Consider the following 13,146-nt stretch of genomic DNA (forward strand, 5'->3'; position numbering starts at 1 on the left):
GTCCGCGGACGGCCGCCGCTGGTGAGCTGTGACGCATGACCGAGAACGATGCGCAGCTCTTCGCCACCGACCCGACATGGTGGAGGGCGCCTCTCGTGGCCACGCTGTTCGGACTGCCGCTCCTCGTGTGGGAGTGCAGCATGTACGGCACCGACAGCTACGTCAGCGGCCTCGAAGCGATGCTCTACGGGGGAATCGTCCTGCTTGCGATCGCCTGGACGCTGCCGCATCGCCGGTCGGCGCGGATGCTGCGGATCACGGCGGCCTGTTCTGCTCTCGTGTGCGCATTCCTTCCGCTGGTGTTCCTGGTGATGATGGCCATGGCGATGGCCTCGGGCTGACGCCGGGCCCGACCCTCAGCCCTGCGGCTCCAGGTCCTCCTCCTCGAACACCAGCAGCGTGCGGGAGCTGAGCACCTCGGGGATCGCCTGGAGGCGGGTGAGGACCAGTTCGCGCAGGGCTCGGTTGTCGGGCGTGTGCACCAGGAGCAGGACGTCGAAATCGCCGCCCACCAGGGCGATGTGGGAGGCGCCCGGGAGCTGGCGGAGCTGTTCGCGGACCGTGCGCCAGGAGTTCTGGACGATCTTCAGGGTGATGTACGCCGATGTGCCCTGACCCGCGCGTTCGTGGTCGACGCGGGCTCCGAAACCGCGGATGACGCCGTCCTCGATGAGGCGGTTGATGCGCGCGTACGCGTTGGCGCGCGAGACATGGACCCGCTCGGCGACCGACCGTATCGACGCCCGGCCGTCGGCCTGGAGCATCTGCAGGATGTCCTGGTCGATGGCGTCGAGCGGACGCGGCGGCGGCAGGGGGACGCCGCCCTCCGGGCTCTCGGCCATTTGTTCAGGCGCCATGTCCCCCTGCCTTCCCTCCATGGACGTAGTGCGTTCATTGGAGGCTGTGGAGAACCGTTTGTCCACAGCCTGAGGGTGCCTGTAGCCAAAATGTGCCGGCGACCGAACAATCGGTAGGTGAGGCGCATCACAGAAGCCGCGCCTCCCGTAGCCACTCCCACGAGGAGGTGCCGTCATGACGGTCATGGAGCAGCGAGGGGCGTACCGGCCATCGCCGCCGCCCGCCTGGCAGCCCCGCATGGACCCCGCCCCGCTGCTGCCCGACGCCGAGCCGTACCGCGTCCTCGGGACGGAGGCGGCCGCGAAGGCCGACCCGGACCTGCTGCGCCGGCTCTATGCCGGGCTGGTGCGCGGGCGCCGGTACAACACCCAGGCGACCGCGCTCACCAAGCAGGGCCGCCTCGCCGTCTACCCGTCCAGCACCGGCCAGGAGGCCTGCGAGGTCGCCGCCGCGCTGGCCCTTCAGGAGCGCGACTGGCTCTTCCCGAGCTACCGCGACACCCTCGCGGCCGTCGCACGCGGCGTGGACCCCGTCCAGGCCCTGACCCTGCTGCGCGGCGACTGGCACACCGGCTACGACCCCCATGAGCACCGTGTCGCGCCCCTGTGCACGCCGCTCGCCACCCAGCTCCCGCACGCGGTCGGCCTCGCGCACGCCGCCCGTCTCAAGGGCGACGACGTGGTCGCGCTCGCCATGGTCGGCGACGGCGGCACCAGCGAGGGCGACTTCCACGAGGCACTGAACTTCGCGGCCGTATGGCAGGCGCCCGTTGTCTTCCTCGTCCAGAACAACGGCTTCGCGATCTCCGTCCCGCTCGCCAAGCAGACCGCGGCCCCGTCGCTGGCCCACAAGGCCGTCGGCTACGGCATGCCCGGCCGCCTGGTCGACGGCAACGACGCGGCCGCCGTGCACGAGGTCATCGGCGACGCCGTACGGCACGCGCGCGCGGGCGGCGGTCCGACGCTGGTCGAGGCGATCACCTACCGCATCGACGCCCACACCAACGCCGACGACGCGACCCGCTACCGCGGTGACTCCGAGGTCGAGACCTGGCGCGGACACGACCCGATCGCCCTCCTGGAGCAGGAGCTGACCGAGCGCGGGCTCCTCGACGAGGCCGGCAAGCAGGCCGCGAAGGACGCGGCCGAGGCCATGGCCGCCGACCTGCGCGAGCGTATGAACCAGGACCCGGTGCTCGACCCCAGGGACCTGTTCGCCCACGTGTACGCCGAGCCCACCCCGCAACTGCGCGAACAGCACGCACAGTTGCAGGCCGAGCTCGACGCCGAGTCGGAAGGGTCGCACCGATGACCACCGTCGCCGTCAAGCCGGCCACCATGGCGCAGGCCCTCACGCGCGCGATGCGCGACGCCATGGCAGAGGACCCCACCGTGCACGTCATGGGTGAGGACGTCGGCACCCTCGGCGGTGTCTTCCGCGTCACCGACGGGCTCGCCAAGGAGTTCGGCGAGGACCGTGTCACGGACACCCCGCTCGCCGAGGCGGGCATCCTGGGCACCGCGGTGGGCATGGCCATGTACGGCCTGCGCCCGGTCGTGGAGATGCAGTTCGACGCCTTCGCCTACCCGGCCTTCGAGCAGCTGATCTCGCACGTGGCGCGCATGCGCAACCGCACCCGCGGCAGGATGCCGCTCCCGATCACCGTCCGTGTCCCCTACGGCGGCGGCATCGGCGGCGTAGAGCACCACAGCGACTCGTCCGAGGCGTACTACATGGCGACTCCGGGGCTCCATGTCGTCACGCCCGCGACCGTCGCCGACGCCTACGGGCTGCTGCGCGCCGCCATCGCCTCCGACGACCCGGTGATCTTCCTGGAGCCCAAGCGGCTGTACTGGTCGAAGGACGCCTGGAACCCGGAGGACCCGCAGACCGTTGAACCGATAGGCCGCGCGGTGGTGCGGCGCTCCGGCCGGAGTGCCACGCTCATCACGTACGGACCGTCCGTGCCCGTCTGCCTCGAAGCCGCCGAGGCGGCACGGGAGGAGGGGTGGGACCTCGAAGTCGTCGACCTGCGCTCGCTGGTGCCGTTCGACGACGAGACGGTCGCCGCCTCGGTACGGCGGACCGGGCGGGCGGTCGTCGTACACGAGTCGGGCGGGTTCGGCGGACCGGGAGGGGAGATCGCGGCCCGGGTCACGGAGCGCTGCTTCCACCATCTGGAGGCGCCGGTGCTGCGCGTGGCCGGGTTCGACATCCCCTATCCGCCGCCGATGCTGGAGCGTCACCACCTGCCCGGCGTGGACCGGATCCTGGACGCCGTGGGGCGTCTGCAATGGGAGGCCGAGAGCTGATGGCACACGCTTCTGAGATGCACAGTCTGGAGTTCAAGCTCCCCGACCTCGGGGAGGGGCTCACCGAAGCGGAGATTGTTCGTTGGCTTGTCGAGGTCGGAGACCTCGTCGCGGTCGACCAGCCGGTCGTCGAGGTCGAGACGGCCAAGGCGATGGTCGACATCCCCTGCCCCTACGGCGGCGTCGTCACGGCCCGCTTCGGCGAGGAGGGCACGGAACTGCCCGTCGGCGCGCCGCTGCTGACGGTGGCCGTGGGCGCCCCGGCCACCGACGGCGAGACCGAGGGCTCCGGGAACGTGCTGGTGGGATACGGCACCTCTCAGGCGCCGGCGCGACGCCGGAGGGTGCGGCCGGGGGAGACGGTGCCCGCGGTACCGGTGGAGGTCGCGGGGGCGCCCGCCGCGGGGTCCGCCGCCGCCAACGGCAGTGCCGCCGCCCGGGAGACCGGCGACGGGCCCGTGCCGGTCATCTCCCCGCTCGTCCGCCGCCTCGCCCGTGAGAACGGCCTGGACCTGCGAGAGCTGCACGGCTCCGGACCCGACGGGCTGATCCTGCGCGCAGACGTGGAGTACGCGCTGCGTGCCGCCGCCGCGCAGGGCAGGACGGCGGCGCCGGCCGCCGAGACCCGGGCCCCCGCCGTGTCGGCCCCCTCGGCCGCATCCGCCCCGATCTCCTCCTCCGCGGCCCCCGCCGGTATCCGTGTCCCGCTCAAGGGCGTCCGCGGTGCCGTGGCCGACAAGCTCTCCCGCAGCCGGCGGGAGATCCCGGACGCCACCTGCTGGGTGGACGCCGACGCGACGGAGCTCATGCGGGCGCGGACGGCGATGAACGCCGCCGGGGGACCGAAGATCTCCCTGATCGCCCTGCTGGCCCGGATATGCGCCGCCGCCCTGGCCCGGTTCCCCGAGCTCAACTCCACGGTCGACATGGAGGCCAGGGAGGTCGTCCAGCTCGACCATGTGCACCTCGGATTCGCCGCGCAGACCGACCGAGGGCTCGTCGTCCCGGTCGTACGGGACGCGCACGCGCGGGACGCGGAGTCGCTGACCGCCGAGTTCGCCCGGCTGACCGAGGCGGCCCGCACGGGCACCCTCACACCCGCGGAACTCACCGGCGGGACCTTCACGTTGAACAACTACGGGGTGTTCGGGGTCGACGGCTCCACGCCGATCATCAACCACCCCGAGGCCGCGATGCTCGGCGTCGGCCGCATCATCCCCAAGCCGTGGGTGCACGAGGGCGAACTGGCGGTGCGCCAGCTCGTCGAGCTCTCGCTCACCTTCGACCACCGGGTCTGCGACGGCGGCACGGCGGGCGGCTTCCTGCGCTATGTCGCGGACTGCGTGGAACAGCCGGCGGTGCTGCTGCGCACCCTGTGACGGATGTACGACCGGTGCCCTCCCCTGCGTTCCCTGTGATCGTGAAGGCACGCATACTCGGGGGGTGATCGCGTACGAGCCGACAGGCGCGCAGGGCGCCACCGACACCGGGGACGACGTCGTGTACGACGCAGTCGTGCTCGCCGGAGGCGGTGCCCGGCGGCTCGGCGGCGTGGACAAGCCCGCCGTACGCGTCGGCGGGCGCCCGCTGCTCGACCGGGTGCTCGCCGCCTGCGTCGACGCCCGCACGGCCGTCGTCGTCGCCGACCCCCGCCCCACCGCGCGCCCGGTGACCTGGGCGCGTGAGGACCCGCCGGGCGGCGGACCGCTGGCCGCCCTCGACGCCGGGCTGCGGCACACCACGGCGGATTCCGTCGTCGTCCTCTCGGCCGACCTGCCGTTCCTCGACGAGCGCACGGTGCGGCGGCTGCTGACCGCCCTGAGCACCGGCGAAGCCGACGGCGCGCTGCTCACCGACGCCGACGGCCGTGACCAGCCGCTCGTCGCCGCGTACCGCGCGCCCGTGCTACGCCGTGAACTGGCCGAGCTCGCCCAAGGGCACAACGGCCTCACCGGCCTCCCCCTGCGCCGGCTGACCGGCGCGCTCGACCTCATTCGCGTCCCCGACCCCGTCGCGTCCTTCGACTGCGACACCTGGGACGACATCGCCACCGCCAGGGCACGCATCAGGGAGCATGGGCACGTGTTGGATGAATGGATTTCCGCAGTCAAGGACGAACTGGGCATCGACCTCGACGTCGACACCAAGGTGCTGCTGGACCTCGCCCGCGACGCCGCCCACGGCGTGGCGCGGCCCGCGGCACCGCTGACGACCTTCCTCGTCGGGTACGCGGCAGCGCAGGCCAAGGCCGGCCAGGGCGGCCCCGAAGCCGTCGCCGAGGCGGCCCGCAAGGCCGCCGCGCTCGCCCTGCGCTGGGCGGAGGAGGCCGCAGCAGCCAAGTCCGACGCGGCCCCCGACGCCACCCCCGACACCCGACCGGACGCCGGATGACCGCCCGCGGCATCCGCTCGGGCGAAGACGCCGAGGACCTCGACGTCGAGGAGGTGCTCGCCCTCGTGAACGAACACAACGGCCACCGCAGCCCCGGCGACCACGTGCCCGCGCCCACCCCGCACCCTCAGGGCAAGCCGGACCGCGACAACGCCGACCGCCACCACAAGGCAACCCCCTGGCCCGAGGCCCGCGACATCGCCGCCCGTGCCGCCCGCAACGCCGCCCGTGCCGCCGTCCGCGCTCCGGTCTCCGTCCCCCTCGACGCCGCCCTCGGCCTCACCCTGGCCACGCCCCTCACCGCCCTCACCGACCTGCCCTCCTTCGACACCTCGGCGATGGACGGCTGGGCAGTCGCAGGCCCCGGCCCCTGGGACGTACGGGAGGAAGGCGTCCTGGCCGGGCACGCCGAGCCCGAGCCGCTCACCGACGGCGAGGCCGTCCGTATCGCGACCGGCGCGCGCATCCCCCCGGACACCACCGCCGTCCTGCGCAGCGAACACGGCCGCACGGACGCCAAGGGCCATCTGCACGCCACCCGGGAGATCCAGCCCGGCCAGGACATCCGCCCACGCGGCCAGGAGTGCCGTAACGGCGATCAACTGCTCGCCGTCGGCAGCCTGGTGACCCCTGCGGTGCTCGGCCTGGCGGCGGCAGCCGGATACGACACGGTCACCGCCGTGCCCCGCCCTCGCGTCGAAGTCCTGATCCTCGGCGATGAGTTGCTTACCGAAGGGCGTCCGCACGACGGGCTCATCCGCGACGCCCTCGGCCCGATGCTGCCGCCCTGGCTGCGCGCACTGGGCGCCGAGGTCACTGCCGTACGCCGACTCGGTGATGACGCCAAGGCCCTGCGCAAGGCCCTCACCAAGTCCGACGCCGATCTGATCGTCACCACCGGCGGCACCGCGGCCGGCCCCGTCGACCACGTCCATCCCACCCTGCAGCGCATCGACGCCGAGCTCCTGGTGGACGGCGTCAAGGTGCGACCCGGCCACCCCATGCTGCTGGCCCGCACCAAGGAGAACCAGCACCTCGTCGGCCTGCCCGGCAACCCGCTCGCCGCCGTCTCCGGCCTGCTCACCCTGGCCGAACCCATGCTGCGTACCCTCGCGGCCCGCCCCGCCCCCGAGTCGTACACGCTGCCCCTGAACGAGGCGGTGCACGGCCACCCGTACGACACCCGGCTCATCCCTGTCGTGCTGCGCGGCGACCATGCAGTGCCCTTGCACTACCAAGGGCCGGCCATGCTGCGGGGCATGGCGGCGGCGGACGCGCTCGCCGTCGTACCGCCGGGCGGTGCACGGGCTGGTCAGGAGACCGAACTGCTCGATCTGCCCTGGGCCAGTGCCGGCATCGAAGTGTGTTTCACGTGAAACTTCCGGGCCAGGACGCCATAGCGCGTCAGGCAGATGAGCGTGCCGAGACCTATCGGGTGAAGCTTCCGAAGAAGATCGTGGAGCATCCGTTCCGGCAGGTCGCCAAGAGGCTCACGATTGCGCTGTCGCTGCTCGTCCTGACCGCCTTGATCGTCTATGTCGACCACGACGGCTACAACGACAACTCCGATGGTTCCGTCGATCTCCTCGACGCCTTCTACTACGCGACCGTCAGCCTCTCCACCACCGGATACGGCGACATCACGCCGGTCAGTGACGCCGCCCGGCTCACCAATATCTTCGTCATCACGCCCATGCGCGTGCTGTTCCTGATCATCCTGGTCGGTACCACCCTTGAGGTCCTCACCGAACGGACCCGGGAGGAATGGCGTCTGACCCGCTGGAGGTCCACCTTGCGCGACCACACCGTCGTCGTCGGCTTCGGCACGAAGGGGCGTTCGGCGATCCAGACCGTCTGCGCGACCGGCCTGAGGAAGGACCAGGTCGTCGTGGTCGACCCGAGTTCGAAGGTGATCGAAGCGGCCGTCGCGGACGGATACGCCGGGGTCACGGGCGACGCCACACGCAGCGAGGTCCTGAAGCGGGCCGAGGTGCACAAGGCGCGGAAGATCATCATCGCGACCCAGCGGGACGACACGGCCGTGCTGGTGACGTTGACGGCCCGGCAGCTCAATCCCGGCGCGAAGATCGTGGCCGCGGTGCGTGAGGAGGAGAACGCCCCGCTGCTGAAGCAGTCCGGTGCCGACGCGGTCATCACCAGCGCCAGCGCGGCCGGGCGGCTGCTCGGCCTGTCGGTGCTCAGCCCCGCCGCCGGAATGGTCCTGGAGGACCTGATCCACCAGGGCAGCGGGCTCGACATCATCGAACGGCCGGTCATAAGGGCCGAGGTGGGCAAGACCCCGCGGCAGACCGACGACCTGGTGGTCAGCGTCATCCGGGGGCATCGGGTGCTCGGATACGACGATTCGGCCGTCGGGACACTGGAGTTGACGGACCGACTCATCACCATCGTGCGGGCGACGCCGGCCACTCAGGTCACACCCGATGACCGGCGTCTGCCCCCAGGGATGAAGCCCCTCTGACGCCGGGCCCTACTTGCGGTTGTACAGCCGCATCGTGATCGGCCCGAAGACCAGCACGAACAGTCCTGCCCAGCCCACCGACCAGGCGATCTCGTCCGCCGGCCAGTCGCCCGCCATCAACCCGCGCACGGCCGAGGCCAGATGGGTGATCGGGCTGTTGTTCACGAACGCCTGGAGCCAACCCGGCATGGTCGTCGGGTCGACGAAGACGTTGGACAGGAAGGTGAGCGGGAAGATCACCATCATGCTGACGCCCATCACCGACTTCTCGGAGCGCAGCATCAGCCCGAACATCGTCCAGACCCACGAGAACGCGAACGAGAAGGCGACCAGCAGGGCGATCCCGGCCAGGACACCGCCCACCCCGCCGTCCGGGCGGTAGCCGATGATCATGCCGACGGTGAGCATCACGACGGACGCGATGGTGTAGCGCAGAGCGTCGCCCAGCAGATAGCCGACCATTGTCGACGGCCGCCAGATCGGCAGCGATCGGAAGCGGTCGAAGACGCCCTTCTCGATGTCGGAGTTCACCGAGACGCCGGTGTACATGGTGATCATCACGACCGACATCACCAGGATGCCCGGCAGCAGGAACTGGATGTACTCCTTAGGGGAGCCGGCCAGGGCGCCCCCGAACAGGTACGTGTACATCAGCACCATCATGATCGGGAACGCGGTGACGTCGAAGAGCTGCTCCGGCACATGCTTGATCTTCAGGATCGCCCGCCAGCCGAAGGTCATGGAGGTCGACCAGGCGCTGGGCCGCGGCGGGCGCTCCTTGGTGACGAGCAGCGCGGCGAGCGACTCGGCGCTGACGGGGGCGAGTTCCTTGCTCTCGGTCTGCGTCGCGGTGCTCATGCCGTCACCTCGTCCTTGGCGTCCTCGGCGTGCTTGTCGTTCTCGGCGTGCTTGTCGTTCTTGGTCTCATGGGTGTCGTGTCCGGTGAGGGCGAGGAACACCTCGTCCAGGCTGGGCTGGCCCAGCGAGAAGTTGTCGACGGTGATGCCGGTGCGGGCGAGCTCGGCGAGCGCGCGGCCGGCCTGTTCCGCGGCACCCCGGCCGTTGGCGGTCCCGGAACCGACGCGTGCCGTGAGGGCCACCGGGTCGGGTTCCAGCTGCACGTCCGCGTCCAGGGCCAGCCGCAGCACGCGCTCGGCCTCCGGCCGCTGCTCCGGATCACGCAGCCGCAGATGGACGGACCCGGCGCCGACGGACGCCTTCAGCTCGCCCTTGGTCCCCTCGGCGATCACCTTGCCGCGGTCGATGACGGCGATCCTGGACGCCAGCTGATCGGCCTCGTCGAGGTACTGGGTGGTCAGCAGCACGGTGGTGCCCTGGGAGACGACCGCGCGCACGATGTCCCACACCTGGTTGCGGCTGCGCGGGTCGAGACCGGTCGTCGGCTCGTCGAGGAAGAGCAGGTCGGGGGTGTTGAGGATGGACGCGGCGATGTCGATACGGCGCCGCATGCCGCCGGAGTAGTTCTTGACCTGCTTGCCGGCCGCGTCCGTCAGCCCGAAGGCCTCCAGCAGCTGCGCGGCGCGCGCCCGCGCGGCCTGCTTGGCGTGGCCGAGGAGCCGGCCCAGCAGGACCAGGTTCTCGGTGCCGGTGAGGTCCTCGTCCACGGAGGCGTACTGACCGGTGAGGCTCACCCGGCCGCGTACGGCGTCGGCCTCGCGGACGATGTCGTGGCCGAAGACATGGGCCTCGCCGCCGTCGGGTCGGAGCAGGGTGGCGAGCATCTTCACCGTGGTGGTCTTGCCGGCGCCGTTGGGGCCGAGAACGCCGTAGACCGTGCCGGCCGGGACCGCGAGGTCCACGCCGTCGACGGCCCGTGTCTCGCCGAACGTCTTCACCAGGCCGGCGGTCTCGATCGCGAGACCGGACGTCGTCTGCGTGCTCATGCTGTCGGGGTCCTTCCGGATGGTCCTTCCGCGTTCTTGGGCTACGCATGGGGGGACTTTTGCGGTCGCGCAAACTCATCGGTGGCGCCCAGGGATTTCGAAGGGGCCCGCCCAAGGACCGAGGCGGAAGGCTCGGTGCGGAGTACGGGGTGCGGAGTGCGCAGTGCCGGAGTACGGGGTGCGCAGTGCCGGAGTACGGAGTGCGCGGACCGGGCGCGGGGCCGAGGAGTAGCGTCCGTCCCATGCATGCGATCACGATTCCCGAACCCGGTGGACCCGAGGCGCTGTTGTGGGACGAGGTCCCCGATCCCGAGGCCGGTGAGGGTGAGGTGCTGGTCGAGGTGGTGGCCGGCGCCGTCAACCGCGCCGACATCCTGCAGCGGCAGGGCTTCTACAACCCGCCGCCCGGCGCCTCCCCCTACCCCGGCCTGGAGTGCTCCGGCCGGATCGCCGCGCTCGGCCCGAACGTCTCCGGCTGGGCCGTCGGCGACGAGGTGTGCGCGCTGCTCGCGGGCGGCGGCTACGCCGAGAAGGTCGTCGTGCCTGCCGGTCAGCTGCTGCCCCTGCCCAAGGGCGTGAACCTGACGCAGGCCGCCGCGCTGCCCGAGGTGGTCTGCACGGTCTGGTCCAACGTCTTCATGGTCGCCCACCTCCGCCCCGGCGAGACGCTGCTCGTGCACGGCGGCTCCAGCGGCATCGGCACCATGGCCATCCAGCTCGCCAAGGCCGTCGGCGCCAACGTCGCCGTCACCGCGGGCAGCAAGGAGAAGCTGGACCGGTGCGCCGAGCTGGGCGCCGACATCCTGGTCAACTACCGGGAACAGGACTTCGTCGCGGAGGTCAAGAAGGCCACCGACGGGGCCGGTGCCGACGTCATCCTCGACAACATGGGCGCCAAGTACCTCGACCGCAACATCCAGGCCCTCGCCGTCAACGGGCGCCTCGCCATCATCGGCATGCAGGGCGGCATCAAGGGCGAACTCAACATCGGCGTGCTCCTCGGCAAGCGCGGCGCCATCAGCGCGACCTCCCTGCGCGCCCGTCCCCTAGCCGAGAAGGCGGCGATCGTGGCAGCCGTACGCGAGCACGTCTGGCCTCTCGTGGACGCCGGCCATGTACGCCCGGTCGTCGACCGCGAGCTCCCCATGAGCGACGCGGCCGAGGCACACCGGGTGGTGGAGGAGAGCGGGCATGTGGGGAAGGTGCTCCTCGTCGTGCCGTAGGACACCCGCTAGGCCGTGTCCGACCTAGGGCCTGTCGTTTGGATCATGCCGGCGTCGCGGGGTCTGGCACGCACATCTGCGGCGTTGTCGTCGGTTGTCGACGCTCCGCGTCGCCGCCCTCCTCCGCCTTGCAGCTGCACGCACCAGACCCCGCTTGGGTCGGCTGAAATGCGCAGTCCCTCTCAGCCGACCTGATCCAAACGACAGACCCTAGCCGCGGCGCAGCCGCAGGCCCACGAAGGCGAGGCCCAGGCCGAGGCCGATGAGCACGAGCCCCGTGCCGAGGGGCAGGAGTTCGATCACCGGCTCGGTGGGGCCGTCGGCGTGCGTGGCGGGATGCCGTGCCGGGTGCGTCGGCGGGGTGGCGGGCGACGGATCCTCGGCGGGGGCGTCGGCGGCGGCAGAGCTCTCGGCCACGCTCGCCCCGTCGTCCGCGCGCTCCTCCGGCGGACCCGAGCGGTCCCGGCCCCTCTCGTCGACGTCGTCACCGCGATCCGGCCTGTCCCTCGCCGCCTCCTCGTCCTCCAGCGGCCCCTTCTCCCGCCCGGGCCGCTTCCGACCCTCACCGGCCCGGCTTCCGGCGCGGGACGGCTTGTCGGAGGGGTCGTGTCGGGCCGCGGCCGGGCCGTGGGCGGTAGGGCTGGACGACGCCCTGGGCTTCACCGCCTTCACCGGCTTCTCGGGCGGCCTGCCCGACGACTTGCCGGTCTCCCCGGATGCCTCATCGGACGCGGCAGAGGAGGTGGCGGGGCCCTCGGACGCCGTAGGCGGAACGGAGGAAGGCGAGGCCTCGGCCGAGGAGCCGGACGACGCCTCCGAGCCTGCGGTCGGCGAGCTCGCGGGCTCCGCCGCAACCTCGGACGACGGCAGGGACACAGCCGTGGAACCGAAGGGCGCCACGGCGGACGCAGCCTCGCCGGCCGGGGCGTCACGGCCGTACGACACCCCGGCCCCGCACAGCCAGACGACCAGCACCGCCACCACCAGGACCAGCGGCCTCGCCTGCCACGACAAGGCGTGCGGCCCACTCGAGGCCGCTCGCGTACGCCCCCGCACCGCCCCCAGCCATGAAGTCATGGAACAACCCTCACAGCACCTGACACACCCGGCATTCCGGACTCGGCCACCCGACCCAATCGGGCGCACCCTCCGCTGGAGGTCGTGCCGGCACAGCGCCGCAGGCTGACAGAAATACCAGGGACGTAAAAGGTGGATCACCCCACACCGGGGGCACCACGATGATGAGCTGTACGGGTGCGAGAGAATGGCGGCATGGAGATGCCGAGGAACGAAAGGTCGCCCGAGAATCCCCAGATCCTGGTCGTTGGCCAGGACGGTATGGCGCTCAGCGGCGGCAACGCAGACGAGGACTCCCGCGAGATTCCCGTGACGGAGCAGGTCGAACAGCCGGCGAAGGTCATGCGGATCGGCAGCATGATCAAGCAGCTGCTGGAGGAAGTACGCGCTGCTCCTCTGGACGAGGCGAGCCGGGTCCGGCTGAAGGAGATCCACGCCAGTTCGGTGAAGGAGCTGGAGGACGGCCTGGCGCCGGAGCTCGTCGAGGAGCTGGAGCGGCTCTCCCTGCCCTTCACGGACGAGGGGACCCCGTCCGACGCGGAACTGCGCATCGCGCAGGCCCAGTTGGTCGGCTGGCTGGAGGGCCTCTTCCACGGCATCCAGACCACGCTCTTCGCCCAGCAGATGGCCGCGCGAGCCCAGCTGGAGCAGATGCGCCGTGCCCTCCCGCCGGGGGTCGGCGGCCACGAGGACGGTGAGCAGCACCTCGGCGGCCGCTCGGGCGGGCCGTACCTGTAACCGCCCTGGATCCGCGAAGGGCCCGGCAGCCAGATGCTGCCGGGCCCTTTCACATCGCGGACGTCACAATGCCGGTGAGTTAGGACGTTTCTGCAGGTAGCGGCGGGTGTCTGGCAACTTTCAGCGAGTAGTGGACGTTACTGGGAGTGCGTGGTTGGTCT

The 13,146-nt window shown here is 71.4% G+C and carries 13 protein-coding genes; 9 read left to right on the plus strand and 4 right to left on the minus strand.

Annotation, left to right across the window (positions count from 1 at the left end; translation table 11 throughout):
- Nucleotides 1-35: 35 nt before the first annotated feature.
- A complete protein-coding gene (locus ACZ7NC_RS30855) occupies nt 36-341 on the plus strand; it encodes a hypothetical protein (RefSeq protein ID WP_471492778.1) in 306 nt (101 codons plus the stop codon).
- Between the two features lie 15 nt (nt 342-356).
- Here ACZ7NC_RS30855 and ACZ7NC_RS30860 read toward each other — a convergent pair whose 3' ends face one another.
- Nucleotides 357-842 (minus strand): Lrp/AsnC family transcriptional regulator, encoded by a 486-nt coding sequence (locus ACZ7NC_RS30860; RefSeq protein WP_383412976.1) that lies wholly within the window; start codon nt 840-842, stop codon nt 357-359.
- A 190-nt stretch (nt 843-1,032) separates the two neighbouring features.
- Here ACZ7NC_RS30860 and pdhA point away from each other — a divergent pair, with 190 nt between their 5' ends.
- From pdhA to ACZ7NC_RS30890, 6 genes are all read left to right on the plus strand, one after another.
- On the plus strand, nt 1,033-2,169 hold the full coding sequence (gene pdhA, locus ACZ7NC_RS30865; protein WP_471492779.1) for a pyruvate dehydrogenase (acetyl-transferring) E1 component subunit alpha: 1,137 nt from the start codon (nt 1,033-1,035) through the stop codon (nt 2,167-2,169).
- Nucleotides 2,166-3,170 (plus strand): alpha-ketoacid dehydrogenase subunit beta, encoded by a 1,005-nt coding sequence (locus ACZ7NC_RS30870; RefSeq protein ID WP_471492780.1) that lies wholly within the window; start codon nt 2,166-2,168, stop codon nt 3,168-3,170. The genes pdhA and ACZ7NC_RS30870 overlap by 4 nt, the downstream gene beginning before the upstream one ends.
- A gap of 17 nt (nt 3,171-3,187) precedes the next feature.
- Entirely contained in the window at nt 3,188-4,549 is a 1,362-nt protein-coding gene (locus ACZ7NC_RS30875; RefSeq protein WP_471492781.1) for a dihydrolipoamide acetyltransferase family protein, read from the plus strand.
- Nucleotides 4,550-4,613: 64 nt separating this feature from the next.
- Entirely contained in the window at nt 4,614-5,561 is a 948-nt protein-coding gene (locus tag ACZ7NC_RS30880) for an NTP transferase domain-containing protein (RefSeq protein ID WP_471492782.1), read from the plus strand.
- Nucleotides 5,558-6,937, plus strand: coding sequence for a molybdopterin molybdotransferase MoeA (locus ACZ7NC_RS30885; protein WP_471492783.1), 1,380 nt, complete (start codon nt 5,558-5,560; stop codon nt 6,935-6,937). Before ACZ7NC_RS30880 ends, ACZ7NC_RS30885 begins: the two co-directional genes overlap by 4 nt.
- Nucleotides 6,934-8,043 carry a potassium channel family protein gene (locus ACZ7NC_RS30890; RefSeq protein ID WP_471492784.1) on the plus strand — a complete coding sequence of 370 codons (1,110 nt, stop codon included), beginning with the start codon at nt 6,934-6,936 and terminating at the stop codon, nt 8,041-8,043. Before ACZ7NC_RS30885 ends, ACZ7NC_RS30890 begins: the two co-directional genes overlap by 4 nt.
- Nucleotides 8,044-8,052: 9 nt before the next feature.
- Here ACZ7NC_RS30890 and ACZ7NC_RS30895 read toward each other — a convergent pair whose 3' ends face one another.
- Together ACZ7NC_RS30895 and ACZ7NC_RS30900 are read right to left on the minus strand one after the other, a co-directional pair.
- Nucleotides 8,053-8,901: an ABC transporter permease gene (locus ACZ7NC_RS30895; protein WP_471492785.1), complete on the minus strand. Its 849-nt coding sequence runs from the start codon at nt 8,899-8,901 to the stop codon at nt 8,053-8,055.
- On the minus strand, nt 8,898-9,947 hold the full coding sequence (locus ACZ7NC_RS30900; protein ID WP_471492786.1) for an ATP-binding cassette domain-containing protein: 1,050 nt from the start codon (nt 9,945-9,947) through the stop codon (nt 8,898-8,900). Before ACZ7NC_RS30900 ends, ACZ7NC_RS30895 begins: the two co-directional genes overlap by 4 nt.
- Nucleotides 9,948-10,189: 242 nt before the next feature.
- Between ACZ7NC_RS30900 and ACZ7NC_RS30905 the strand changes: the two genes are divergently transcribed.
- Nucleotides 10,190-11,170: an NAD(P)H-quinone oxidoreductase gene (locus ACZ7NC_RS30905; protein WP_471492787.1), complete on the plus strand. Its 981-nt coding sequence runs from the start codon at nt 10,190-10,192 to the stop codon at nt 11,168-11,170.
- Between the two features lie 210 nt (nt 11,171-11,380).
- Here the strand turns inward: ACZ7NC_RS30905 and ACZ7NC_RS30910 are convergent, their stop codons facing one another.
- Nucleotides 11,381-12,247 carry a hypothetical protein gene (locus ACZ7NC_RS30910; RefSeq protein WP_471492788.1) on the minus strand — a complete coding sequence of 289 codons (867 nt, stop codon included), beginning with the start codon at nt 12,245-12,247 and terminating at the stop codon, nt 11,381-11,383.
- A gap of 195 nt (nt 12,248-12,442) precedes the next feature.
- Between ACZ7NC_RS30910 and ACZ7NC_RS30915 the strand changes: the two genes are divergently transcribed.
- Nucleotides 12,443-12,985, plus strand: a complete 543-nt coding sequence (locus tag ACZ7NC_RS30915; protein WP_471492789.1) for a bacterial proteasome activator family protein — start codon at nt 12,443-12,445, stop codon at nt 12,983-12,985.
- Nucleotides 12,986-13,146 lie beyond the last annotated feature (161 nt).

Source organism: Streptomyces sp. NPDC111802 (assembly GCF_055634335.1).